20 protein-coding genes are annotated in these 26178 nt (G+C 36.3%); 11 read left to right on the forward strand and 9 right to left on the reverse strand.

Features of this window, described 5'->3' with window-relative positions; genetic code table 11:
- Nucleotides 1-137: 137 nt before the first annotated feature.
- The gene (locus tag PN471_RS10835; RefSeq protein ID WP_271776857.1) at nt 138-404 is read right to left on the reverse strand and encodes a hypothetical protein; all 267 of its coding nucleotides are present in this window, start codon (nt 402-404) and stop codon (nt 138-140) included.
- A 122-nt stretch (nt 405-526) separates the two neighbouring features.
- Here PN471_RS10835 and PN471_RS10840 point away from each other — a divergent pair, with 122 nt between their 5' ends.
- Together PN471_RS10840 and PN471_RS10845 are read left to right on the forward strand one after the other, a co-directional pair.
- Nucleotides 527-1456, forward strand: a complete 930-nt coding sequence (locus PN471_RS10840; protein WP_271776858.1) for a leucine-rich repeat domain-containing protein — start codon at nt 527-529, stop codon at nt 1454-1456.
- A 77-nt stretch (nt 1457-1533) separates the two neighbouring features.
- Nucleotides 1534-1758 carry a hypothetical protein gene (locus PN471_RS10845; RefSeq protein WP_271776859.1) on the forward strand — a complete coding sequence of 75 codons (225 nt, stop codon included), beginning with the start codon at nt 1534-1536 and terminating at the stop codon, nt 1756-1758.
- A gap of 102 nt (nt 1759-1860) precedes the next feature.
- On the opposite strand, the gene PN471_RS10850 is transcribed toward PN471_RS10845, so the two are convergent.
- Nucleotides 1861-2544 carry a response regulator transcription factor gene (locus PN471_RS10850; RefSeq protein WP_271776860.1) on the reverse strand — a complete coding sequence of 228 codons (684 nt, stop codon included), beginning with the start codon at nt 2542-2544 and terminating at the stop codon, nt 1861-1863.
- A 115-nt stretch (nt 2545-2659) separates the two neighbouring features.
- On the opposite strand from PN471_RS10850, the gene PN471_RS10855 reads away from it, so the two are divergent.
- Nucleotides 2660-2845, forward strand: a complete 186-nt coding sequence (locus tag PN471_RS10855; RefSeq protein WP_271776861.1) for a hypothetical protein — start codon at nt 2660-2662, stop codon at nt 2843-2845.
- An 11-nt stretch (nt 2846-2856) separates the two neighbouring features.
- Nucleotides 2857-3327 carry an SsrA-binding protein SmpB gene (gene smpB, locus PN471_RS10860; RefSeq protein WP_271776862.1) on the forward strand — a complete coding sequence of 157 codons (471 nt, stop codon included), beginning with the start codon at nt 2857-2859 and terminating at the stop codon, nt 3325-3327.
- 167 nt (nt 3328-3494) lie between these two features.
- Here smpB and PN471_RS10865 read toward each other — a convergent pair whose 3' ends face one another.
- The 3 genes from PN471_RS10865 to coaD form a co-directional block, all read right to left on the reverse strand.
- The gene (locus tag PN471_RS10865) at nt 3495-4898 is read right to left on the reverse strand and encodes an IctB family putative bicarbonate transporter (protein ID WP_271776863.1); all 1404 of its coding nucleotides are present in this window, start codon (nt 4896-4898) and stop codon (nt 3495-3497) included.
- A gap of 236 nt (nt 4899-5134) precedes the next feature.
- Nucleotides 5135-5848, reverse strand: coding sequence for a DivIVA domain-containing protein (locus tag PN471_RS10870; RefSeq protein WP_271776864.1), 714 nt, complete (start codon nt 5846-5848; stop codon nt 5135-5137).
- The gene (gene coaD, locus PN471_RS10875; RefSeq protein WP_271776865.1) at nt 5776-6309 is read right to left on the reverse strand and encodes a pantetheine-phosphate adenylyltransferase; all 534 of its coding nucleotides are present in this window, start codon (nt 6307-6309) and stop codon (nt 5776-5778) included. Before coaD ends, PN471_RS10870 begins: the two co-directional genes overlap by 73 nt.
- Nucleotides 6310-6538: 229 nt before the next feature.
- On the opposite strand from coaD, the gene lgt reads away from it, so the two are divergent.
- The 3 genes from lgt (at nt 6539) to PN471_RS10890 (ending at nt 13975) form a co-directional block, all read left to right on the forward strand.
- On the forward strand, nt 6539-7414 hold the full coding sequence (lgt, locus tag PN471_RS10880; protein ID WP_193895606.1) for a prolipoprotein diacylglyceryl transferase: 876 nt from the start codon (nt 6539-6541) through the stop codon (nt 7412-7414).
- A gap of 124 nt (nt 7415-7538) precedes the next feature.
- Nucleotides 7539-8354, forward strand: coding sequence for a precorrin-4 C(11)-methyltransferase (gene cobM, locus PN471_RS10885; protein ID WP_271776866.1), 816 nt, complete (start codon nt 7539-7541; stop codon nt 8352-8354).
- A 209-nt stretch (nt 8355-8563) separates the two neighbouring features.
- Entirely contained in the window at nt 8564-13975 is a 5412-nt protein-coding gene (locus PN471_RS10890) for a trifunctional serine/threonine-protein kinase/ATP-binding protein/sensor histidine kinase (protein ID WP_271776867.1), read from the forward strand.
- A gap of 118 nt (nt 13976-14093) precedes the next feature.
- Here the strand turns inward: PN471_RS10890 and PN471_RS10895 are convergent, their stop codons facing one another.
- Nucleotides 14094-17168: an NB-ARC domain-containing protein gene (locus PN471_RS10895; RefSeq protein WP_271776868.1), complete on the reverse strand. Its 3075-nt coding sequence runs from the start codon at nt 17166-17168 to the stop codon at nt 14094-14096.
- A gap of 359 nt (nt 17169-17527) precedes the next feature.
- Here PN471_RS10895 and PN471_RS10900 point away from each other — a divergent pair, with 359 nt between their 5' ends.
- From PN471_RS10900 to PN471_RS10910, 3 genes are all read left to right on the forward strand, one after another.
- Entirely contained in the window at nt 17528-17725 is a 198-nt protein-coding gene (locus PN471_RS10900) for a hypothetical protein (RefSeq protein ID WP_271776869.1), read from the forward strand.
- 451 nt (nt 17726-18176) lie between these two features.
- Nucleotides 18177-18590, forward strand: a complete 414-nt coding sequence (locus PN471_RS10905; protein ID WP_271776870.1) for a hypothetical protein — start codon at nt 18177-18179, stop codon at nt 18588-18590.
- A 69-nt stretch (nt 18591-18659) separates the two neighbouring features.
- Nucleotides 18660-22850 carry a DUF4114 domain-containing protein gene (locus tag PN471_RS10910; RefSeq protein WP_271776871.1) on the forward strand — a complete coding sequence of 1397 codons (4191 nt, stop codon included), beginning with the start codon at nt 18660-18662 and terminating at the stop codon, nt 22848-22850.
- 51 nt (nt 22851-22901) lie between these two features.
- On the opposite strand, the gene PN471_RS10915 is transcribed toward PN471_RS10910, so the two are convergent.
- On the reverse strand, nt 22902-23948 hold the full coding sequence (locus PN471_RS10915) for a DUF1611 domain-containing protein (protein WP_271776872.1): 1047 nt from the start codon (nt 23946-23948) through the stop codon (nt 22902-22904).
- Complete coding sequence (locus tag PN471_RS10920) at nt 23932-24984, reverse strand: dipeptide epimerase (protein WP_271776873.1); 1053 nt, start codon at nt 24982-24984, stop codon at nt 23932-23934. Before PN471_RS10920 ends, PN471_RS10915 begins: the two co-directional genes overlap by 17 nt.
- Nucleotides 24985-25008: 24 nt before the next feature.
- On the opposite strand from PN471_RS10920, the gene PN471_RS10925 reads away from it, so the two are divergent.
- Nucleotides 25009-25443, forward strand: coding sequence for a hypothetical protein (locus PN471_RS10925; protein WP_271776874.1), 435 nt, complete (start codon nt 25009-25011; stop codon nt 25441-25443).
- 27 nt (nt 25444-25470) lie between these two features.
- Here the strand turns inward: PN471_RS10925 and PN471_RS10930 are convergent, their stop codons facing one another.
- Entirely contained in the window at nt 25471-25980 is a 510-nt protein-coding gene (locus tag PN471_RS10930; RefSeq protein WP_271776875.1) for a hypothetical protein, read from the reverse strand.
- Nucleotides 25981-26178 lie beyond the last annotated feature (198 nt).

The raw sequence follows: 26178 nt of genomic DNA on the forward strand, positions 1-26178 counted from the left end.
GAACGAAAATCCATCGTTTCAGGCTTTTGGTGATTAACTTCTGCTCAATAGCGAGCGCTCAAAAATCATCAAAAAATCACGTTAAAATGCCCGAAACCCATACCTCATATTTGGTTGATCCTGTCAATGCGTAAGTCCTATGGTTGATAAGCCAAAGCCGCTAAATAAGTAGTTTTGCCAGAAGCCTGTGGTCCGATTATATGAAGCCGCACCTCCATCTCTAAATACCGTTCGTACATTTGCCGAGATGTCGCGTAGGGTTGTGAGTTTTCATCCAGTAATTGCACTCTCAGATTGTCATAATCGAGATTGGCAACTTTGACATATTCACCTTTGGGGTTGACTAACTCTAGTGCTAAGTGAGTCTTACCTGTTGCGCGATCGCCTATATATATTACTCCCACATTGATTATTTTTGTGACATTACGTATATCCAAACGTCATCATACAATAATTAAACCTAAAATAGGCTGTAAGTTTGTCGTCAATGGTATAATTACTGTGGATTCTGTGTAATTTAAAAATTATGAAACTAATTTTAGCTGCGGCTACTGTTTTTACATTCACTTTAGGACTTTACACATTGCCAGTCTCATCTGCACCTGTAAAAAAACCTGCTAAAAACCCTGTGACAACGGCAAAAACACCAAACAACTTTCAACAATGGTGTGAGCAAAAAGCCAAGCTACCTCAACAGACGAGATACACGGTTGAAGTATTATTAAAAACTGCTGGTACGACAAACTGTACTCAAGCTCATCAAAAACTGATTAAGTTGACTACTCTTAACCTGTGGAAAAGTCAAATTAGTGATATCCAACCTTTATCAAGTTTGACTAATTTAACTTTTATCTCTTTATGGGAAAATAAAATTAGTGATATCAAACCTTTAGCAAATTTGACTAATTTAACTTCTCTTGACCTGGGTGGAAATCAAATTAGTGATATCCAACCCTTATCAAAATTAACTAAGTTAACTACCCTGAATTTGTGGGAAAATCAAATCAGGGATATCCAACCCTTGACAAATTTGCACAATTTAACTTTTATCTCCTTGTGGAAAAATCAAATCAGGGATATCCAACCCTTGACAAATTTGCATAATTTAACTTTTATCTCCTTGTGGAAGAATCAAATCAGCGATATCAAACCTTTAGCAAATTTGCATAATTTAACTTTTCTCGACTTGAAAGAAAATCGAGTTAGTGACATTGAAAGTTTGTCAAGTTTAACTAAGTTGACTGCTGTTTATCTGGGAGAAAATCAAATCCAAAATATTCAATCTTTGTCAAATCTGACTAAATTAACTGCTGTTTACTTAGAAAAAAATCAAGTCCAAAATATTCAATCTTTATCCGCTTTGGAAAATTTACAGACTCTTAAAGTTCAGGATAACCCGCTTATTTCTAAACAATGTCCCATCCAACCAGAGTCTATTTGTCGTTTTAGTTTTTAGCAAATCACTAAGGACTTATAAAATCATCTGCGTTTATTTGCATTTATCTGTGTTTAATTCTGATTATCACTAAAATCATGAAACTAGCTTTAGTAGCGACCACTATTTTTACCTTGACTTTAGGATTGTACACCCCAAAATTCACCGCAGCACCTATAAAAACACCTAAGACCTTTAAAGAATGGTGTCAACAAAAAGCCAGTTTACCTCAAGAGACGAAACGAACGGTAGAAGCATTATTAAAAGTTGCCAAAACGCAAAATTGTTGTCCCCTGCAACCAGGGTCTATTTGTAAGTTTTAGTCGGATTATATTTTTGTGCGTTATGGACTTACTAACGCACCCAGGAAATACTTAACTTAACTGAACATTACCAAACTAAAAATGTAAATTTGGGTAAAAATTCTATTCTACTAAATCATGTTTTATCGCAAATCTGACCAATTCTGCACGATTACTAGTTTCTGTTTTTCTCAATAAACTACTCACATATTTCTCCACTGTGCGCGGACTTAAATGTAAATGATTACCAATTTCTCCATTAGACAAACCATGAGTTAATAAGTCTAAAACTTCCTGTTCTCTCACAGTTAATGGTGTCAATACCTGAGATTGTTGCACCTGATTAGGTATGGAAATATGACCGTTTTTTGCTTTTGTATAAGTGGCAAAACTGATTTCTTCCTGATAAAGAAAACGACATTCTGATTTGATGACTTGCGATCGCTCTAATAAATTACGTATAGCAGCGGCTATTTCTTCCAATTCAAATGGTTTAGGCAAATACAAATCACAGCCAGACTGATATCCCAAAATTCGTTCTTGAGTTTTCGTTCTTTCTGTCAACAAAATCACAGGTAATAATCGAAACGCCGATAATTGACGAACACGACGCACCAACTCATAACCATTCATCTGTGGCATCATAATATCTGTCACCATCAAATCAGGATGATGCTTTTCAACCATCGCCAAAGCATCTACACCATTATCAACAGTTATAACATTATACCCGGACAGATCAAGATAGTCACTAATAGATAGGCGTGTACCTAAATCATCATCTGCGACAAGAATAGTCAAGGGCATGGATAGTACACCCCTATAATCTTTTGGTCGAGCAATTTACTGTAATCACAAATATTAATAGACACAAGCGAGAATACTAATTCTATTTCTAATACTATGACAAGATTACTTACTCATGATGACATCATCAGTGATTTCTAAAGAAAATATTAAATTTTCACAAATTGTTCATAAAACTTTACGTAATTTTCTAAAAAGAGAGATGATTTTTGACCAATCACCTCTTCCCCAGTCCCTTTGGACTACAATTAAAGAAAAAGCCAGTCTAAAGAAATTTTTGGGCGTATTTATTAAAACTTAAGAAGATTTTTGATGAGTGATAAACAGAGTGAAGGTTACAAAGTTATTTGTGATAATCGGCAAGCACGGTTTTTATATGAAATCATAGAAACCTATGAAGCGGGTATTCAATTGACAGGAACTGAAGTCAAGTCAATTCGTGCCGGTAAAGCCAATTTACAAGATGGTTATGCGTTGCTTCGTGACGGGGAAGCATGGTTAATTAACGTACATATTTCTCCTTATACCTCCAGCGGTGCATATTTTAATCACGAACCCAGACGAACCCGCAAATTATTACTTCATAAACAAGAACTGCGTAAACTCATTGGTAGGGTACAACAGGAAGGTTTAACCCTCGTCCCCCTAAAAATGTATCTAAAACGAGGTTGGGTAAAAATAGTTATTGCCCTGGGTAAAGGTAAAAAACTCCACGACAAACGCGAAAGCATGAAACGCCGTGATGATCAAAGAGATATGCAAAGGGCAATGAAGAGGTATTAGAAGGAGTCAGGAGTTCAGGAGTTCAGGAGTTCAGGAGTAAGAAAGAAGGAGTCAGGAGTCAGGAGTTCAGGAGTAAGAAAGAAGGAGTCAGGAGTCAGGAGAAAGAAAGAAGGAGGAAGAAGAAAATTTCTCTTTTCTGCCCCCTATTCCCTCTTAACTGTCACCTGTCACCTGTCACCTGTCACCTGATTCTTCCTTGTTAAAGGTTGCCAATAGCTGGCAATTAAAGCCACCATAAACCACCAGAGAGTATTAACTTCAGGGCGATAGAAGACTGTATCAAATAGACCCTGAGCAAGTATACCTAGCATACTAGCGATCGCCCCAATTAACCATAAGCCCTCGATATTCCTAGTTTCTCGTAATCGTCGCAGTTGCAAAAATCCTGTATTAAAAGTAACGACTATTAACCATAAGAAACAGGTAAAACCCAAAAAGCCAGTTTCCACAATGGTTTCTAGAAACACAGAATAGGCACTCAAAGCTGTAAAGCGAGGACGTTGATAGAGAGGATATATCTTATTAAAAGAATTGTGTCCAGGTCCTATACCAATGATCGGGCGATCGCGGATCATTTGAAACACAGATTCCCAGACATTTTTGCGAAAATTATTACTACTGTCTTGGCGGTCAGCAAATATACTCACAACCCGCACCCGGAAAGGTTCGACAAATAACACCCCTATCACCAATAACCCCACCACACTTCCCAACAGAATAGGTAAAGACCAACTCCGCCAAAATGGGGGCATACTTATACTCCACCAATAAATTAGGAATACCGCCACAGTAAACAATCCCACCAACAAAGCAATCCAACCACCGCGACTAAAGGTAAGAATTAAAGCAGCAGCATTGACAAAAAACATCGTTAATGCTAATGATTTCCTGATCCAACCTGGCCAAGCCACAATAGCCACAAAGCTTAAAACCACAGCCGGTAAAAGATATCCAGCCAATAAATTGGGATTGCCTAAATAACTGTAAACCCTGGTAGTCTTAGCCAAAGGTGATTCCGGGTCAACCCAAGTAGCTAAAGCCTTCGCGCCAAAAAACCATTGTCGCAACCCATAGACGCTGACAATCAGGGATATATGCAAATAAAGAGTAATTAACCAAGACCGAAACCGGGGGACTCGCAGCACCCTAGCACAGAGGGCAAACAGCAACAAATAAAGAGTTAATGTTTGTAAATCACCCAAAGCGGCTTTTTTCACCGGTGATAAAGCCGTTGATATGGCAGCAATACTCCAATACAGCAACACCAGCAGATGAATGGGAGTAACGGAAGCCGCATTTGCTGATTTATTGTCATCCGATAAAGTCAACAGCAGCCAAAAGCCGACACAAGCCACCAACAATAAACCGATTAAAGTAGTAGAAACAAAAGGTGCAAGACCATAAATGAGGCTAAGTAAGCCAACAGCAATAATATCTCCCCACTGCATTAAAATACTACTTTGTCGCCAAGGCAGCAAAAGCCCCACCAGAAACTGATGTAGGTAACTACCAGACAAATATTCTCTCAGTGGTAAAGAAGATAAGGTCAATCTTTCCCAGACTAAATTCATGAATAAATACAGAATACAGGAGCTATGCAGTATAGCTTACGCCAAGTCTGGCTGTGAAAATTAATATTCCTTTCCTGTTAGAGACTTCCAAGAAATAAATTATCCCAAAAAACGATACCGAAGCGTGGCGTTAGGCATACCACAGAGGCACAGAGTACACAGAGAGACTTTAATAACTGCAAGAGGCAGAGCCTCTATGATGGCATTCCCAGTCTCTGACTGGGAACGAGGTTGTACTATCTTTTTTTGGAATTATGGGGGCGTTGTTGGGGGTGATCTCCATTCTTGGGGACACTGGGGGAATTTAATTGTTTGCGACCATTAGTAATAATTTTTAACATTTCCTGAATATCCTGTTCAATATTAGCCAGAACGTTATCGGCGTATTTATCAGCACCATCTTCAATTTCTTCAGCTTGAGAAATTGCAACTTGGCGCATTTCTTCTAATTCTTGCTGACAGGCGCGACGTTTGCGGTCAATTTCTGCGAGGGTGTCCTGCATCATGGCTTCACAATCTTGTTGCACTTGTCGCCGCAGTTGGTCAGCTTCCCGCTGTGCTTGCCTGACGATATCACTTTCTGCCAAAATTTGCGCTCTTTTTGCTTGGGCTACATCTACAACCTGTTGTCCATATTCTTCTGCTTCCAGGAGAATTTCATTCTTTTGTGCCAAAATATTGAGCGCTTCCTGAAACACCGTTGGTAAGGAAAGACGGACAAAATCCAGTTGTTCAAGTAATTTATCTTCATCTATTAAGGTACGTCCCGTGAGGGGAATCCTCAAACTAGAGAGAACTATTTCCTCTAATTGGTTGAGTTCGTGCTGAATATCTACCCCTGATGTTGGCGCTGGATTGCCAATGGCAGGGATACCATTCACGTACTCTCGTGGGGGAGGATTGTTGCCGTTGTGGTTGGATTCGAGGCTAGGGATTTTTGGTTGTAGCATTGGTATATATCTAGGGCAATGTGTGGGGGAACAAGATGATCAACAGAGCCACCAAACCTGGCAATCTCTTTTACCACACTACTACTTAAAAAACTATACTCATTTGATGTTGCCAGAAAAACTGTCTCGATCTGAGTAGACAATGTTTTATTAGTATGAGCCATTTGTAGCTCAATCTCAAAGTCAGAAACCGCTCTTAACCCCCGCAACAAAACTTGCGCTTGTTGCATTTGGGCATATTCTACGGTCAAACCGTCAAAGCTGTCTACTCCTACATTTGGTAAATGTTTTGTAGATAGACGAATTTGTTCTAATCTTTGCTCTACTGTGAACAATGGCATTTTATTGGGATTGCGGAGGACGGCAACTAGGACTCGTTCAAATAAACGACTACTGCGCTGAATAAGGTCTAAATGTCCCAAGGTGATGGGATCAAAACTACCAGGATAAATAGCAATCACAATGTTATTTTAAGTGATTATATTGACGGATTTTCTACAGAACTTTATTAAATCTAACACAGAAGGCAGGGAGCAGGGGGGGGCAGGGGGGAAAGAATTATTCCAATGACCAATGACCAATGACTAATGATTTTAATTTTGCGGAATTACTTATCGCTATAGTGACTAAGGCATACTATATTATTGTGTTTCATCTCCATAGATTTCAAATTCCTATAGGTAGTTTTGTATGGTAGTGGATTTTTCTGTTTTGCCTTTGGGGTTTCTATTTACTTCCCCTGGTCCGATTGTGGTTAAATTGGGTCCCATTGTTATTCGTTGGTATGGGTTGTTGATTGCTTCTGCTGTATTAATTGGTGTTAGTCTTTCTCAGTACCTAGCCAAGCGTCGTCATCTGAATCCAGATTTAATCAGTGATTTATCAATTTGGTTGGTGATTGGGGCTATTCCTGCCGCTAGATTGTATTATGTTTTGTTTCAGTGGCCAGAATATTCTCAACACCCGGAACGGATAGTTGCAATTTGGCAAGGGGGTATTGCGATTCATGGGGCAATTATTGGCGGTGCGATCGCAGCGTTAATTTTTGCTAGATTGAATCAGGTATCTTTTTGGCAATTGACTGATTTGGTTGCTCCTTCCTTAATACTAGGACAAGCCATTGGTCGGTGGGGAAATTTTTTCAACTCGGAAGCTTTTGGCAGACCAACTAATTTACCCTGGAAACTATATATTCCCCCAGATCGTCGTCCTTTGGATTTCGTGAATTTTGAATATTTCCATCCCACTTTTCTGTACGAATCGCTGTGGAATTTAATGGTGTTTGCATTGTTACTAACTTTGTTTTTTCGAGCTTTATCTAAAAAACCCCGGTTGAAGGTAGGAACGTTATTTTTAGTTTACTGGGTTGCCTATAGCTTGGGACGGATTTGGATTGAAGGTTTACGCACAGATAGTCTAATGCTAGGACCTTTACGGATGGCACAGATGGTAAGTTTAGGGGGAATGACTTTAGGATTATTTGGTTTAGCTTGGTTGTATATATTCAAGCGCTCTTTACCTGATATTGTTTCTTCAGTGAATGGAGAAAAAAATGCCCCAGAGTAATTAATCTCCAGGGCTTAACCAGGGTGCATCTACCATCTATTTCTACTGGGCAAAGTGGCTGAATCCGGATAGTGCGAGGGAAATGCTAAAGGTTTTTTTTGCAGGGTTTTGAAAGGAGCAATTGATGAGTGAATCTACTAATAATTTAAGTTTTTTTAAGTATCCAAATTCCTTAGAACCTACGGTTTATATTGTTGGGGCAGGACCTGGGGATCCTGATTTATTAACGGTTAGGGCGCAAAAGTTGTTAGCTGCGGCTGATGTAATTTTATTTGCAGATTCTTTAATTCCCGAAGAGATTTTAGATATTTGTCGTGCAGATGCGGAAATTATTAAAACAGCAAATCGGACTTTGGAAGAAATTGTACCACTGATGATTGATGCCGTGCGATCGCATAAATCAGTGGTCAGGCTACATTCTGGTGATCCTAGTCTGTATAGTGCTATTCATGAACAAATGCAGCTATTAGCCGATGCGAATATTCCCTTTGAAGTTATCCCTGGTATCAGTGCCTTTCAAGCTGCCGCAGCTAAATTGAAAATAGAGTTAACTGTCCCTGGTTTAGTCCAAACTATTATTCTCACTCGTATTAGCGGCCGTACTCATGTTCCCGATACTGAAGAGTTAGCAGCTTTAGCAGCCCATCACGCCAGTTTATGTTTATATTTAAGTGTGAGTCATATTACTGAAGCCCAAGGGAAATTGTTAGAACATTATGATCCAGATACTCCAGTCGCAATTTGCTATCGTTTAGGCTGGCCAGATGAAAAAATCCGGGTTGTAAATTTAGCACAAATGGCAGATTGTACCCATGCAGAAAAATTACGGCGAACTACACTTTATGTCATCAGTCCCGCACTGCTACCAGTAAGTGGGCGCTCCCGCTTGTATCACCCCGAACATAATCATTTATTCCGTTCATCTCATAATCTTGGCTAGTACAAAACGGCGTAAATAAACCAACCATTCTAAATCCTCCAAAAGCCTATACTGTCTTGATTTTGACTTTTGACTTTTGACTTCCGCCTTGCGGTACTAGTAGTTCGTCAAATAAATTTTGATGGGTAATGGAAAAAAACTTCTGTTCTTCCCTCCCCCCCTACCCCACCTAGCTTCACTGAAGATGGAATATCGCTGAAAAAAACAAGATGAACAAAAGTAATATTGGTACAGTTACTATTCCTGGGTATACAATTACTGAACTTATTTATGCTAGTAAAAAAACTACAGTTTATCGTGGTCAACAGCAAACAACACAGATTTCAGTTATTATCAAGATTCTCAACGCAGAATATCCCGGGTTGCGGGATTTGATAGCATTTAAAAATCAATTTGCTATTAGTCAACAAATAGATCACCCAAATATTATTAAATCTTATGCCCTAGAAAAATATGGTAATAGTTATGCCCTAATCTTAGAAGATTTTAGTGGTATATCTTTAAGTGAATATACCAACTTACAAAAATTAGATATTAACTCTTTTCTGCCGATTGCGATCGCAATTACTAAAGCATTAGAGTTTCTGAATGCCAAGGGGATTATTCATAAAGATATTAAACCAAGAAATATTCTAATTAATCCCCAAACTCAGGAAATCAAGCTGATAGATTTTGGTATTTCCTCCCTATTACCTAAAGAAACTACGGACATCAAAAGCCCCAATGTATTAGCAGGGACACTTATCTATATGTCTCCAGAACAAACGGGAAGAATGAATAGAGGCATAGATTACCGCACTGATTTTTATTCTTTAGGAGTAACTTTTTATGAATTACTCACAGGACAATTACCTTTTTATAGTCCAAACCATTTAGAGTTGATATATTACCATCTGGCAAAAGAACCTATTAATGCTAGAGAAATTAATCCCCAAATTCCTCAAGTTCTCGCAGATGTCATTGCTAAGTTAATGGCAAAAAACCCTGATAATAGATATCAAACAGCTAGAGGAATTAGATATGATCTAGAAATATGTCAGCAAATTTTATTAACTCAAGGTGAGATTGGTAACTTTGAGTTAGGACAGAGAGACGTAAGTGATAGGTTTCTGATTCCTGAAAAACTTTATGGTAGAGAACAAGAAATTATTACCTTATTAAATGCTTTTAAAAATGTCAGTTCTGGTAATAAAGAACTAATATTAGTGGCAGGGTTTTCTGGGATTGGTAAAACTGCCGTCGTTAATGAAGTTCATAAACCAATTGTGCGGGAAAAAGGTTATTTTATCTCTGGTAAGTATGATCAATTTCAGCGAAATGTTCCCTTTTCTGCATTAGTGCAAGCATTTCGCAGTCTCATGAGACAACTGCTAACCGAAAATATGGTGCAGTTACAAGAGTGGAAAATTCAGATATTATCAGCTTTGGGAGAACAAGCACAGGTAATTATTGATGTTATTCCTGAACTAAAAAATATTATTGGACCGCAACCACCAGTTTCTGAACTAACAGGAAATGCTTCAGAAAATCGCTTTAATTTATTATTTAGTAAGTTTATTCAAGTATTTGCTACAAGTGAACATCCATTGGTCATTTTTTTAGATGATTTACAATGGGCTGATCTAGCTTCTTTAAAATTCATAAAATTATTAATGTGTGAAAAATACACAAAATATTTATTATTAATTGGAGCGTATCGAGATAATGAAGTCAATCCGGGACATCCTTTAATCACAACTTTAGATGATATTCGTCAAGAAAATATCACAATTAATCAGATTATTTTGCAAGCTTTAAATAAATCTCATATTAGACTATTAGTTACAGATACTCTATGTTGTCCAGAATCACATAGCCAAAAACTAACGGAACTACTTTTAAGAACCACCCAAGGTAATCCATTTTTTACCAATCAGTTACTTAAATCATTACATGAAGATGGATTAATTACTTTTAATTTTAGCCTTAGTTATTGGCAGTGTGATCTAAATGCAGTCAAAACCTTATATCATAATGATGATATTGTTAATTTTCTTAAAATCCAATTACAAAAATTACCTGAAAATACTCAAGATATTTTAAAAATAGCTGCTTGTATTGGCAGCCAATTTGATTTATCTACCCTGGCTATAGTTTGCGAAAAATCCCAAATACAAATAGCGGCTGAATTATGGGATGCTTTGCAAGAAGAACTGATTATTCCCCAAAATGAAGCATATAAATTTTTTACGGGCGAAGCATCAGTATTTGATGTTTTTAACTTAAATTTTCCGGTTAATAGCACTGAATTAATTTTTGCTAAATATAAATTTTTTCATGACCGAGTTCAGCAAGCAGCTTATGTCCTAATTTCTGATGTTGATAAATCAGCAATGCACTTAAAAATTGGTCAGTTACTATTAAAAAATACCAATGCTGCGGAACTGGAAGAGAAGATATTTGAGATAGTTAACCAGTTAAATACTGGGGTTGAATTAATTACTAATCAGTCAGAAAGATATGAATTAGCTAAATTAAATTTAATTGCTGGTTCTAAAGCCAAATCTTCTACCGCTTATGAAGCTGCTATTAGATATTTAAAGGTAGGCTTGGAACTGTTAGCAGTAAATAGTTGGCAATATCAGTATGAATTAACTTTAAACCTTTACACAGAAATCGTAGAAGCAGAATATTTAAATATTGATTTTGAGCAAGCAGAAATATATATAGAAGTAGTTAGAAAAAATGCTACTAGTCTTATAGATAAAGTAAAAGTGTATGAATCACAAATACAAATCTATATGTCTCAATTGCAACTACAAAGAGCAATAGAGACAGGGTTAACTTTAGTCAACTTGCTGGGAGTAAACTTAGAAAAAACACCTCCACAAAACTTAAATGTTGATGATTTAATCAATTTACCAGAGATGATAGCTACTGATAAACTTGCGGTGATGCGGATTCTAACTAATCTGACTGCTGCTAGTTATTTTGTTGATCCAGAATTATTCCCAGTTATTATCTTTACCATGATCAATCTATCAGTAAACTATGGTAATTCCCCGTTTTCTGCTCATGGATATGTAAACTATGGTGTGATACTCTGCGGTTTTGTTGCTGATATTGAAACTGGATATCGTTATGGTGAATTGGCTTTAAATATATTAGATAAATTTGATGGTAGAACAGTTAAATGTCGAGTTATGCTAATGTGGGCTTGCAATGTCCTATTTTGGAAAAAACATCTCAAAACAGTAGTAAGTAGCTTGCAAGAAGCCTTACAAAGCGGGATAGAAACTGGAGATTTAGAATATTCTGGTTACTGCTCGTCAATGTATAACATGAATATGATTTTCAGTGGTGAAAACTTATCCTATGTATTTGAGCAGTTAAAAAGTCATATACTTTTAATGTATAGCTTCAAGCAAGAAGGTACCGTTTTACTACATAAGCTATGGTATCAGCTAGTTTTTAATCTTGCAGAAATTAATGAAACCAAACAAACATTTGATGGTGAGTTATTTGATGAATCTCAAATATTACCAATTTTAATCGCATCTAAATCATCAACTGTAATATTTTCATTATATTTAGCAAAAACTATATTTTATTACTTCTCTGGTTTAACCAGTATCGCTGTTGAGAATGGGATTCAAGGTGAAGCTTATTTAGAATGTGTAGTGGGACAAGTTACTACGAGTCAATATAATTTTTATTATTCTTTATCTCTTTTAGCTGAATATAATCAGCAGTCTGTGAGTGGACAAAAACAATATTTAGAAAAGGTTTTATCCAATCAAGAGAAAATGAAAAATTGGGCTGTTCATGCACCCATAAATTTTCAACATAAATATCAATTAATAGAAGCAGAAAAAGCGAGAGTGTTAGGAAATAATTGGCAAGCAATAGAGCTTTATGATCAAGCAATTGCTGGAGCTAAAGAAAATAAATATCTTCACGAAGAAGCACTAGCTAATGAACTAGCAGCTAAATTTTATTTAAGCGTTAATAAAGAAAAAATTGCCAAAACTTATTTAATAGATGCTTATTATTGTTATGCTAATTGGGGAGCTAAGGCTAAAATTGAGAATTTAGAAACAACCTATCCTCATTTGCTTGAGTCTATTATTAATCAAACCAAAACTAAATTAACAGCCGGCGAAGTAAGTACACTTATTAGTAAACCTAGTTTGACAGGTGTTTCTGCATTATTAGATTTAGAAACTGTGACTAAAGCATCCTTAGCGATCGCTTCGGAAATTCAGATAAATAAGTTATTATATACTCTCATGCAGGTAATATCAGAGAATGTTGCCGCCAATAAATCTGCATTAATTTTGCAAAAACAGGGAAATTTAATATTAGTAGCTCAATGTATGAATGAACATGAATATAAATTTTCTACTACACCAATTAACGATAGCCAAGATTTACCATTAAGTATTATTAACTATGTAGCAAATATGCAAGAATATTTATTAATTAGTGATGCTACAAATGATCAAGATTTTGCCAATGATTCATACATTATTCAGCATCAATCTAAATCCATATTATGCAATCCTATTTTGAATAAAGGGCAATTAGTTGGTGTTCTTTATTTAGAAAATAATCTAACTGCGGGTGCTTTCACTATTGACAGATTAAGAATATTAAATCTCCTATCTTCTCAAGCTGCTATTTCCCTAGAAAATGCCCAACTCTATAGTGATTTAGAAGAAAAAGTCACCCAAAGAACTCAGGAATTAAATGAAAAAAATCTGCACTTAAAACAAACATTGAATGAATTAAAAGCCACACAATCACAATTAATTCAAACGGAGAAAATGTCCAGTTTAGGACAAATGGTTGCGGGTATTGCCCATGAAATTAATAACCCCGTCAATTTTATCTATGGGAATATTGAACACGCTAGTAATTATATTGAATCTATTATCAATTTACTGAATATATATCAACAAGAATATCCTTGTCCATCAGCTACTATTGAAAAATATAAACAAGACAATGATTTTGATTTTGTTATTCAAGATTTACCTAGAATTCTTGATTCAATGATGGTAGGTTCAGAACGGATTCGGAAGATTATTTTAAGTTTACGTAATTTCTCCCGTCTGGACGAATCTGCCATAAAATCTGTAGATATTCATGAAGGAATTGATAGTACATTAATGATTTTAGAAACCCGATTCCAAGAAAAGTTAGGCTATTCTAGCAATGTAGTCATTAAAAATTATGGTGATATTCCCTTAGTTCAATGTTATGCTTCCCAACTAAATCAGGTATTTATGAATATCATTAGTAATGCCATTGATGTTCTCAAACAGCGTGAAAAAAGTTTATCTACCGCAGAACTCAAGAATAATCCTAGCCAGATCATTATTCGCACTCAAATTATTAATAATAATTGGGTACAAATTGCTATTAAGGATAATGGTATGGGGATAAATCCCGAAATTAAACAACGCATATTTGATCCTTTTTTCACAACCAAACCAGTAGGAGAAGGTATAGGTTTAGGATTATCAATTAGTTATCAAATTGTGGTAGAAAAGCATGGTGGTGTGCTAGATTGTATCTCTGCACCCGGAAAAGGAACAGAGTTTATCATTGAAATTCCGATTCAACTCCACCAACCATAAAATTTCCAAATTGAACCCTTAAAACTCTTACCTTTGCGCCTATCTTATACGGGATCTAACAATATTTTATACACCATAAGAGACTTTTAAAACATCCTCTAAGAGAGATTGCATGAGACTAAAATTCACCCAAATAAATCAATTTTTGTATGTATTGGTAGCACCTAATCCTATTTTCAGAATCAGGACTGATAGCAACTGACCAAATCCAATATGGATAATCATTTAAACTTTTCCAGCATTGGTTTGTGTTTGTATCCCATAATTTTACACTATGATCATCACCTGCACTTACCAGTTTTGTCCCATCATAATTAAAACTAACTAACCAAATCCAATCACCATGTTTTTCTGATAAACTGACACTTTTACCTGTGGTAATGTCCCATAATTTTACCCAACCATCATTACCACCACTAGCTATTTTTTTGCCTTGAGGTGTATAGGCAACTGACTGTACTCGCTTGGCATGATTTCCTAAGATTTTGCATTTACCTGTTTGAATATTCCAGATAGAAATTTTGCCATCATCACTACCACTAATTAAAGTTTTATCATCGAGAGAAAATGTAACTGACCATACTCTTTGTGTATGACCATATATAGTTTTTAAAGATTTACCTTTAGCCACATCCCATAATCTAACACTTTGATCATCGCTACCACTAATTAAAGTTTTACCATCAGGACTAAAGGCTATAACTCGCACGCGACGATAGCTGCGATCGCCAAAGGCATCTCTTTCTGGTAAAGTGAAAAATTCACCAGTTCCAATGTTCCATAATTTGATAGTTTGATCAGCACTACCACTAGCTAAAATTGTCCCATCAGGACTAAAAATAACCGACCAAATTCTTCCATCATGTCCATGAAAAGTCTTCAGACATTCCCCTGTATAGATATTCAGCAATCTCACTATCTTATCATCGCTGCCAATCGCTAAAATTTTACCATTGGGACTAAAAGCAATGGAGCGAATAGGATAATTTCCTTGTCTCCATGTAGTGCGACATTCACCTGTATTTACATCCCATAATTTAACAGTTTGATCTACACTGGCACTGGCTAAAATTGTTCCTTGAGCGTTAAAAGCAACCGTACGTACCCAGTAAGTATGTTCTGTAAAAATGTGACAACATTGATATGAATCAACATCCCACAATCTGACAGTAAAATCATCACTAGCACTAGCTAAAATTTGACCATTAGGACTAAAAGCAACTGACCAAACTTGATCCTTGTGTTCTTCTAATTTAGCAATACATTCACCAGTATAAATATTCCATATTCTCACGGTAGCATCGTTACCAGCACTGGCTAAAATTGGTTCTTGAGGATGAAAAGCAATTGATCTGATCCAATTAGTATGACCTATACAAGTAGTGATAATTTGACTATCTGCTAATCGCCAAATATACAAATTTTTATCTGTATCACCCGTAGCCCAAAATTTACCATCAGGACTAAATGCTACTGCTAGAACACCAGCTAATGATTTCGAGAAAACGGATTTAGATAAATCAGAATAGGCAAAATTAGTCTGATGTAAATGAACTCCCTGAAGATAGGCTTGACAAATAGTTAAATAAGAAAAATCATAATTGGTTAAGTCTGTTTTTAGGTGACAAAATATATTCAGAATATTGCCTCCTAAATATCCTGGAGATAGAGGTGATTGTTTTTGGCAATTCATAATAATTTCTTGGAGTTTATTTTCTAAATTTTTTGTTCCCTTAAATTGATAACGTAATTTTTCAATTAATGGTTCAAGAATTAGGCGAATTTGAATTTCTCGAATATAATCTTTAGATTGAGCTTTAATTAGGGCATGACTATTCAATAAATCATGGTTGCCATTAATAACCTCCTCATAAACCTTTTCAATCAAGTTTTCCGTGATAAACTCCATAATCACATTTTGTAATGTGTAGCGATTCTCATTTTTCCCTTTTTCAATTAAAGAACGCCTTTTGAGAGATTCTAGGTTATCAGTAATAGTTTTTTGATAATTTTTTAAAACAATATCATCTTTTAATTCTTGTATTGAAACCAACTCTCGATTAATTGCTAACCAGTACATAATTTGTTTTTCTGATTCTGATAAACGGTTAAACTGTTCCGCTAGAAGTTGACGTATATCACCAAATACGGGTTGTTCTTCTGCCAGAAATTCAGATACATTACCGCTATATAATTCTTGAATACGGGAAGAGACTATATTTAAAGCTTGGGGATTACCTTGATATAAATGAATTAATTTTTGAGCTTCTTCTGAACATATTAATAAGCATTTATTATTAAATATTTGTTGATATTCTGTATTTATTCCTGCCAGAGTTAGTGTGCGAACAGGTAAGGTATCTCCTTCTAGGTGAGCAATTTCTGATGGTTTTTCTCGACTGGTTATTATTAAGCAGCTTTGATGTTTTCCTATTCCTATTTGTTTGAACAATTCGCCATATCCTTCATAGCCTTGACAATAATTCCCAGTATATGTGCCTGCTTGAAAAATTGATTCAGCATTATCTAAAATGATGAAACAGCGAGAGTAACTTAGATATTCCAGTAGTTTGGTTATTCTCCCGCCAACAGTATCAGGTAAATCAATTTCTTGTTCTTGGGAAATAAAGAAAATCAAGTCTGCTAAAATATTTTGAATTGATGGTGCTTCTCTTAAACTTCGCCAAATTAACCAATCAAATTTATCCTGAAGTTCTTGGGCTATTTTCGTAACTAAGGCAGTTTTACCAATGCCACCCATACCCAACAATGCTAATAATTTTGCTTTATCTGTAACAATCCCATGTTTGAGAATTTCAATTTCTTGAGTACGTCCATAAAAGTGAGGAACTTCAGGCGCTTCTCCCCAGTCTTGGTGCTGTTTTTTCAAGTTTTGGGAGGTTATTTGTTGTTGAATTTGACTATTAATAGAATCAGATTTTTCGACTAACTCAGGTAGGTATTGCAGAAATAGCTCAACTAGGTCATGACGTTTGGGATAACGTTCACCTAGTTCATTTTTTAGTCCAAAGTTTTCGCAAATTTCTTGAATGTGTTTTCTGACTGTGGACTCTGCAATATGAAGAGATGATGCTATCTCCATATCTCTTTCGCCTGCTAATAATTTTAGCAGCACTTCCTTTCGTCTATTTGTTAGTTTATCAAATGCTTGAGTAAATTTATTTTTGTCCATAACTATTTAGATATCATTAACATCCTATTTAATTAGTGTATTTTCAAATTAAAATTCTCAATAATTTACAGAGTTTTTTTACGGAGACTTAAGTAAAATATCCCTTTCACTCTCATTCCTCTGTGTCCTTCGCGCCTGATGTAGTTTATTTTTTACTTAAGTTGTACGTAAGTCGTATTGACAATACTCTAATTGTGGATTTTTCTACACAACAAGCCTTGTGTACTTGTGTACTGCTCTAATAGTAGCAGTTAGAACTCCTAAAAAGAACAGTGGGTCATCAAGATTCTAGAGTTCACTAACTCTTTTAGTTACTTACCGTAACGCTAGATATCTATATAAATGGAGGAAGCAACAAAATGGAAGAACCAACAATAGAAGGAATCATTGGTAAGGTCGTTGTAGGTGCTACAACTGGTTTTGTACAGGGACTTGCTAATGATGCTGTTCAGGACGCTTATCAGCAAGAAGTTGCTGATCATCCTGATGAAGATGTTCCTACTCATATTGCTCACGCTATTGGTCGGTTTTTCGGTCAAATTGTGAGTGGTTCTTAGTGACGCAGTTATGAAAAATTTCTTGATTTTTATACTGACGATCATTTCAGGTGCTTTTTGTATCTTCTGGAAATTTAATCAGGAGAAGGCTGATATAAACCAACGTGCAGTTGAATGTATGTCTTTTGTTCACCAAGGCATTGATTTAACTGGAAAAGGTAAAAACAATTGCACCAGGACAGAACTGATACCAAATCAGTAATTAGTTCAAAATATATTTTTATGTTGAATGATAGCTTGCTTGAATCTTGCTCATCATTCAACACTTCCCCTAGAAAATAATAGCCAAACATACAGCAAGTTGTCATCAAACCCGGAACAAAAACCCCACCCCCAACCCCTTCCCCGCAAGCGATGAGGGGGCTAAGATGTACCTTATATGATTGGAAATCGCTGTAATAATTGGAGCAGATTAATGAATATCAACTTATCTAGAAATAAATTCTTGACCATGAAATTATTTTTTATAGGTATATCCTTTGCCATAGCAGCTACATTAATTAACAATCAACCAGCTAATGGACAAACTTATGAATGCAAACCTGTAAATTCACCTTTTAAATTTAGTTTAGTTCCTGTAAGTCTTGATGTTTGTGGTACTTTTGTCAGACTCGATGCCAATGGTTCTTCAATATCAACAGGAACGTGGGGAAATCTAACTATAGCAGTTGCTCGCTCTGGAGAAATGTACAAATTAGTTAATGATAGTTGGAAATATATAGGAATAATTACTGATATTCCTCTTTCAGATCAATGCCAAGATGGTAATACAGATGCTTGTAGAAAATGGGGGAAAAATTTAGATAGACTCTTGCAAAGATGCCGTAATGGTGAAAAGCTTACAGGATTATGCAATAGTAATTGATTAGGCTATTTCCTGTACAGTTACCAATTTTTCAATGCTGTTTATTTAATTTATCAGGAAGTGAAAACTATGTCTATTTCTCAATCTACTGCAAATTCAAAATTAGCTAATGATTTGCTGACCCAAAAACAAAATAGTTTGATATTAACGGCTTTAGAATTAGCCAAAAAACAATTACATGATTTTGCCAATAGTCCAGATTTTCAAACCAAAATGCAGTTAAATTTTGGCGTTAAAGTTGACATAACTGAAATCCAAAAAGATTGGCAAAATGAAGACTTTAGCATAATTCCTAATATTGAAGTTCGCCCAGAAGCTGAAATTGATGGAGCAATGGGAGCTTATGCTCAAGCTACTAATACCATTTATTTATCCCAAGATTTTGTCAACCAGAATACCGCAAATATTGCTTCTATTACTTCAGTATTATTAGAAGAAATTGGTCATGCTGTAGATGCAAAAATAAATACAGTTGATACTCCCGGTGAAGAAGGAGCGATTTTTGCGGCTTTGGTGCAAGGAAAGACATTTGAGCCTGATCAGTTACAGGAGTTAAAGGCTAAGAATGATATTGCAACTATAAATTTGGATGGACAGATACTTCAAATTGAAAAGGCAACTACTGGTTTTGTTAGTGGCGGTTTTGAAGGTAGTCAAAAAACAATTAAATTAGACTCTAAAGGTGGAGGAACAGTTAAATATGAATATGAAATGTTCACTATTCCCGATCAACTCATACTTAGATATGAAGGCAAAGAAATCCTAAATACGGGATTTGTACCGGGTAGTAAAACAGGAACAGTGAGTATTCCTCAAGGAAAATCTGATGAATTACAGGTTATATTAGCAACAAATGATTCTGGGACAGCTTGGAATTATAATATCACAACTTCTAGAAAACCAATTTTAATTCTCCCTGGTATTGGCGGTTCTTTTACTACTCGTAATAATTATGAAAGATGGGTTTTAAATCGAGGTTTAAATCCCAATGAATTAGTAATTGATCCTTTGGTGCATAGCTATGATGATTTAATCGCAACACTTCAAAATACAGGTTATAAATTAGGAGAAGACCTGTTTGTTGTTCCTTATGACTGGCGATTAGCACCAGGACCAAATGATGGTTCACGTGATGGAATAATCAGTGAGATATCTGCTGCCAGCATTACTGATAATAAATATGAATATGGTGTTGACTATCTTGGCTATTGGTTAAAACAAGCGTCTGAAAAATGGCAACAACGTTTTCCCGATTCTGCTCCTTTAGAGTCTGTTGATGTAATTGCACATAGTACAGGTGGTTTAGTTACTAGAACATATATTCAAAGTGATGCTTATGGTGTAACATTACCCAAGATAGATAATTTGATTATGCTAGGAGTGCCAAATCAAGGTGCGCCTAAAGCATGGAATCCTATTAATGATGATTGGAATGCCGATATTGGCTACAGTCTTGTGATGCGGCAGTTTGCCAATGTTGCCTATCAAAAATTACTGCAAGGACGGACTATAAATGGTCCAACAGCTATTACTCAAGCAACAGTTATTGCTCAATCAAAGAATTCTGATTTGACTAGTAAAGCCAGTAAAGAGGCATTTATAGATCAGTATATTCCCACGATTAAAGCACTTTTAGCAACTTACAATTTTGGAGCAAATGTCCAACCCAATCAAGAGAACTCATTGCTATTAGATTTGAACGTTAATACCGGTCTGGTTACAGATAGAAGTAATATTACGGTTGTTTTTGGAGACAATGTCAAAACTATAACTTCTGTTGAGAGTAGAACAAGTCCTAAAAAATTAGTTGATCTTCCTGGTGATGTCCTAGATATATATGCTCCCTCTGTTGAATCTTTTACTGAAGGAGCGCCAGGTCACATTCCTGCTACTAATGAACAATGGTGGGAAGATATTGAAACGCCAAATAGTGGTGATGGCACTGTCCCACTTCAATCCTCAACCTATCTTCAAGGAAAGCAGAATAGAGGATTTAATGGCGTAGAGCATGGAAAATTGCCTAGCGACAAAGGAGTACAGCAGTTTATCTTAGAGACCTTGGGCGCTAAATTAGAGAAAGGCAAGCAAATCTCAACTGGTAAATCTGGACTTAGTTTTGGGCTGGCTAAAAATGTATGGAATTTCATAAATGATCCTGTAGATGGTTTCTTAATAGATGCTCAAGGACGACGATTGGGATATAGCCAAGCTACTGGTGTTCTCGCAGAAATCCCTAATAGTGTTTGGTTTGGTGAACAAGATGGAATTGGTTGGGTATTTGGTGAAGTTGATTCTCCAGCAACATTAGAATTGAGTGGTTTAGGGCAAGATCACTACGTTCAAGTAAGTGGTGTTCAGGGTACACAAGCTACTGGTGTTGATTCTAGCGGTTTCTTAGCAATTGGAGAACAAAAAAATCTCAACGTTGTTCTTACAGATATACCTCAAGATCCTAATACTCCAACTTCAGGTGGAGATTTAGAGATTTCTGTATTATCTAATCCAAATGTTCTTTTGGGAGAGAATTTCAGTTACACGATTAATATTCAAAATAAAGGACCGAATAATTCTACTGGAGTATTTCTGACGGAATATCTGTCAAATGGAGTTAAATTTATTGCTGCTAATGCGAGTAAAGGGCAGGTTTCTCAATCTGATAGAATTGTATTAATAGATGTAGGCAATTTAAATAGTGGAGAAACTGTCACAGCAACTATTGAAGTTTCACCTTTCATTGCTGGAACTGTAACTTCTACGGCTAATATATCTAGTACAGAAAGTGATCCTAATCCTAATAATGATTCTGTAACTGTGGCTGTAGATGTTAGTCCAATTACTCCGACTGCTACTGATTTAGAGTTAATCCAGACTGTAGATAATTCTAACCCTCAAATCGGTGATGAAATTAATTTTACCCTTACTCTGACAAATAAGGGAACTGGAACTGCTAGTGGTATCAAAGTCAAAGATATCCTCCCTTCTGAACTAGACTTTGTTTCTTATTTAGCTGACCAAGGAACTTATGATAGTCAAACTGGTTTGTGGGATGTAGGTAATATGAGAGATAATCTCACTCGTAACCTCAAGCTAACAGCCAAAGTTAATCAGTTAGGAGCTATTACTAACACCGCTGAATTAATAGCAGTTAATGAAACTGACCCCGATTCCACTCCTAACAATAATAACCCCAATGAAGATGACCAATCATTAGTCACCTTAAATTCTGCTTTAGGAACATCAACACTCACAAAAATTGCTGATGATCTTTTTACTATTTCGGGTAGTGCTGGTAAACCAAAACTTCAAGTAAACCTTGCGGGAAGTAGTTCTAATCTGGTAAATGAACTAGGTGTATTTACTGTTGATGATGCTCAAGGTAAAATTAACGGCATTACCCCAGGAGAAACAGGTTATACCCAAGCGGCTTTGAATAAATCAAAAGTAATTTTCTCCACTATTGCCAATATTCCCAACGGATTTAATATCAACAAATTGAACAGCATATTAGAATTTAATTCTAGCGATAACCTAAGATTCTTCTTGATCAAAAATGGCACAATTGATAGTGTTAAAACTGGAATTACCGCTGCTACGAATATCCTGTTCTCTGACCTTTCAAACCAAAATATTAGAGATTTAGGTACTGATGGTTTCTCTTTGAGTTGGAAAGATGGCTCTAATAATCATGCCGATTTCAAAGATTTGGTAGTGAACATTAAATCCACAAATGACCCATTACCATTAGGTGCAAATCTGCAAGGAAAACAACAAGGAGAAGTGATTGATTTAAGAGATATAACCCAAGATGTAAAAGTTGATTTTATTGTCAATAGAGAAGCAGCTTTTAACAATTTTGTGGGTTTTTATAAAGTGACTGATGAAAATGGAGGTATTGATGTTGATGGTAATGGTACTGTTGATTTCCGTCCAAGTGATTCAGGTTATGCACAAGCAGCTATCAACAATCGTGTAGCGGGAATTGATCTACGGGTTGATAATCAAGGAACTGCAACTTTTACTGATAAACTATTAACAGGAGGGAGTATTTTTGCGCCATTTATCCTTACCAATGGTCGAACTGTAGACCAAGTTATAAATGGACAAGTTGATCAAACTTACTTTGCCTATTTAGGAGCTAATTCTGATAAGATAGATCACATTCGCCTATTAGGAAATAACACTTTCGGGTTTGAAGATTTAGCTGGTGGTGGTGATAATGACTTTAATGATGTGATTATCCAGGCTAAATTGACAGTTTGATCAGTTTTTCCTAAATCTTGGTAGTGCATATATACTACCCGTTCAGAAATTTTAACTTTGCATAACAGCATCCAATAGTAACCCAGCCCCAAACCGAATCGGATCTGTACAAGGTAACTTAGTTTCTGCTATAGTTTGAGCGATCGCATTTTTTGCCTCTACTTCTCCCAAATTCCGAGTATTCAAAGCAATTCCCACCACCGGAACAGGACGAAAAGCCCCCGCACCACTAGCAACAATTTCATACATCCTAATCACCTCCGGTAACGCTGGAATCGGTACATGAGGATTATTACGGTTATGAGTTTGTCCCGCTTGATGCACTAAAATTAAATGTGTAGGCTGAGAACCCCGAATTAACGGTAAAGTAGCCGTTGAACCAGGGTGTAAAAGAGAACCTTGCCCTTCAATTTGTAGAATGTCGTAATGTTGACCAAAACGCATTACCAACTGTTCCACCGCACCAGCAGCAAAATCCACCCGCACCGCGTCTAAAGCCACCCCTTCCCCTTCCAACATTAACCCAGTTTGACCGGTAGCCAAAAACTTAGAACGGATACCCCGCAACTTAGCCACCCGGTGTAATTCCAAACTAGTTGACATTTTACCAATAGCCATATCCGTTCCCACCGTCAACACCCGCCGACATGGCAGATTTTGCGCCACTGCTGATGCTACATCTAAATTAGCTGGTTCTTTGCGGACATCCCAAATTAATTGTCCTGGTTTGAGGAGGGCAGTTAATTCCGGTATATTTGCCATTGGTGTATGTAATCCATTTACCAACGACATTCCGGCTTTGAGGGCATCTTTGATATCCACCCAATAATCATCAGGAACAGCACCACCTTTAGGCGCAATCCCAATTACCAAAACTTCCGGCTTGTACTGTAAAGCTGCTGTTAAAGATGCCACAATTGGCACATCTCGCTGAATACCAGTTAACTCGACTAAAGATTTACCTACAGTTTCTCTATCAATCACCGCCACAATGGGGGACTCGCTGTAACGTAAAATTGATAACCCCGTTTTTCCCTGAACTCCAGTAATTCCCTCATGGAGAAGAATTGCTATTTTTTGATTAAGCGACAGACGCACAATATTTCACTCCCAAACCAGGTAAATTATTCGGCAAAACTCGCCCATTTTCCACCACTGCACCAGTAAAAGGATCATCAATTAGATTTAAGTGACTATCTAAATCCAAATAATCAGCCAGTGGTGCAAGTTGTAAAGCGGCGGTATTAGCAAGACAACTATCAGAATAACAGCCAAACATGACTTGTAAATTGTGGGCTTTGGCTGTATTCACCATTCGCATAGCTTCGGAGATTCCCCCAGATTTCATTAATTTGATATTAATACCATCCACATAATTAGCTAATTGGGGAATATCCGCACTGGTAAAGCAACTTTCATCTACAAAAATTGGTAACGGCGAATGTTTTTTCAATTCGGCTAAATTTGCTTCTTCACCTCTTGCTAAAGGCTGTTCTACATACTTGATTCCCAAATCAGCTAACCAATTACACATATTTATAGCATCCGTTAAACTCCAACCTCCGTTAGCATCAACAAATACATCTTTTCCGGCTGCTTCTTCCCGTACCGCTAACAACATTTTTTGATCTGCTTCTATTCCCTCGGTTGAACCTAATTTGACTTTTAATAATTGCACATCCATAAATTGTAACCAGTCTCGCGTCCTTGCCCTTGCACCTGCTGGGGAATTAATGCCAATTGTTACCGATGTTGGCACTATAGCATTTCCATCCAGTCCCCACAGTTGCCACAATGGCAAATTCACACGCTTACCCAACCAATCATGTAATGCCATATCTACAGCCGCTTTGACTGCGGAAGGAATTTGCATTTGTTCTAATAGTGCCTCAATTTCCTGCCGTTGCCAAGGGCTATACTTTTGTAAAGCAGGTATGATTTGCTGCAAAGTTTCTTGGATTTTTTCAGTAGATTGCCTATGGTTGCCCACACCAAAAGGAGATGCTTCTCCCCAACCTGCAATTTCTTCTGCGGTAATTTGTAACCAGATATTTGTTGTTTGTGCTGTTGTCCCGCGACTAATGGTGAGGGGAAATCGTTTGTTGACGGTAAAGGTTTGAAAATTGATTTGCATAAATATATTCAATAGGGAATAGTAATGAATAAAAATACCATGATTCCAGACAAGAAGATATATAATTTAAAACATCCTCTTAATTTGCCAAAAAGAAAATTTGAAATGTCTGAAGATATTAAAAGCTTATTAAAAGAATCTCCGAAAGTAACTGGAGCTTATATTCTTTTAAACGAGATAAAGATTCACCTAAAGTGTAAGAATGATTTTAGTCCATCTATAAAAGTTAGAATTTACAAAAATACTATCTCAGAGAAAGAGCCTTACACCTATGAAGTGAGCCATGATGTAAAGACACCTCTGCAACTTGGACCATATTATTCTAGTTTGAAAAATCGTGAAACTGAATCTGCTGCTGTGGAAAAAGCTATTGAAGATGTGGTTTCCTACATTAATGGCGCTATTGATGCAGGACATGAGCCATCGGAAGATTGGCTGATTCCAAATGAAAACTGGTAAAATTTAAGAAATAAAGTCAGGTAAAAATTAAATTTTACTTGACTTTAGTTTAGATATATTAAAGGATCTGATACTATGTCTATAATCACGTCTTCTGCTGTATTTTCTTCCCATGCGTAGTTTTCCAATTTGCAACATAAAAATACGTTGTTTAGCTTGATTCAAAATTTCTTTATTTCTTTCTTTCTCTTCTTTTGTATTTTGTAAATCTAATCTTTTAACTAGATAACTATAAAGTTCTAAACATTTTTCACGATTCTCTAGCTTTTTCAACAAATCATCACCAGCCTTTAAAGTATCAAAAGCAAATTGATAATTTCCCTGTTCACAATGATGATAAAAAGCATCAATATAATCTGTTAAATCATCTTCCCAATCCCAATTTTCCAGCCAATCACCTTCTATATCATCAACATAAAGATGAATATAATCAGAACCATAATTTTGTTTATCTAGCTGCAACTGTTGGGATGCTTCTAGATACTTTTCATCTACCTCGGAAGTTGACTGATTATAAATACTTACGTTCTTAGTCATAATACTATCCAGGAAAGGGTATAACGGTAATAAAAGTGATGGGGCGATCGCTACTCTCTCTTAGAGGATGTTTGAAAAGTTTCCGGCGATTAGAAATCGCTACTACACAAACAAAGTCCACCTGCGTGGACTAACGAAAAATCAAGGCTTTTGAACCCACGAAGGTGGGTTTCGTCTGTGTAGCTGCGACTTCTAGTC

Origin of the sequence: Aphanizomenon sp. CS-733/32 (assembly GCF_028330045.1) — a bacterium.
GTDB classification, from domain to species: Bacteria; Cyanobacteriota; Cyanobacteriia; order Cyanobacteriales; family Nostocaceae; genus Dolichospermum; species Dolichospermum gracile.

Bases quoted from the DNA above. Each gene is read 5' to 3' on its own strand.
- PN471_RS10840 (WP_271776858.1), top strand. From the start codon at position 527: ATGAAACTAATTTTAGCTGCGGCTACTGTTTTTACATTCACTTTAGGA.
- PN471_RS10845 (WP_271776859.1), top strand. From the start codon at position 1,534: ATGAAACTAGCTTTAGTAGCGACCACTATTTTTACCTTGACTTTAGGA.
- PN471_RS10850 (WP_271776860.1), bottom strand. From the start codon at position 2,544: ATGCCCTTGACTATTCTTGTCGCAGATGATGATTTAGGTACACGCCTA.
- PN471_RS10855 (WP_271776861.1), top strand. From the start codon at position 2,660: ATGATGACATCATCAGTGATTTCTAAAGAAAATATTAAATTTTCACAA.
- smpB (WP_271776862.1), top strand. From the start codon at position 2,857: ATGAGTGATAAACAGAGTGAAGGTTACAAAGTTATTTGTGATAATCGG.
- PN471_RS10865 (WP_271776863.1), bottom strand. From the start codon at position 4,898: ATGAATTTAGTCTGGGAAAGATTGACCTTATCTTCTTTACCACTGAGA.
- PN471_RS10870 (WP_271776864.1), bottom strand. From the start codon at position 5,848: ATGCTACAACCAAAAATCCCTAGCCTCGAATCCAACCACAACGGCAAC.
- lgt (WP_193895606.1), top strand. From the start codon at position 6,539: ATGGTAGTGGATTTTTCTGTTTTGCCTTTGGGGTTTCTATTTACTTCC.
- cobM (WP_271776866.1), top strand. From the start codon at position 7,539: ATGAGTGAATCTACTAATAATTTAAGTTTTTTTAAGTATCCAAATTCC.
- PN471_RS10890 (WP_271776867.1), top strand. From the start codon at position 8,564: ATGAACAAAAGTAATATTGGTACAGTTACTATTCCTGGGTATACAATT.
- PN471_RS10895 (WP_271776868.1), bottom strand. From the start codon at position 17,168: ATGGACAAAAATAAATTTACTCAAGCATTTGATAAACTAACAAATAGA.
- PN471_RS10900 (WP_271776869.1), top strand. From the start codon at position 17,528: ATGGAAGAACCAACAATAGAAGGAATCATTGGTAAGGTCGTTGTAGGT.
- PN471_RS10905 (WP_271776870.1), top strand. From the start codon at position 18,177: ATGAAATTATTTTTTATAGGTATATCCTTTGCCATAGCAGCTACATTA.
- PN471_RS10910 (WP_271776871.1), top strand. From the start codon at position 18,660: ATGTCTATTTCTCAATCTACTGCAAATTCAAAATTAGCTAATGATTTG.
- PN471_RS10920 (WP_271776873.1), bottom strand. From the start codon at position 24,984: ATGCAAATCAATTTTCAAACCTTTACCGTCAACAAACGATTTCCCCTC.
- PN471_RS10925 (WP_271776874.1), top strand. From the start codon at position 25,009: ATGAATAAAAATACCATGATTCCAGACAAGAAGATATATAATTTAAAA.
- PN471_RS10930 (WP_271776875.1), bottom strand. From the start codon at position 25,980: ATGACTAAGAACGTAAGTATTTATAATCAGTCAACTTCCGAGGTAGAT.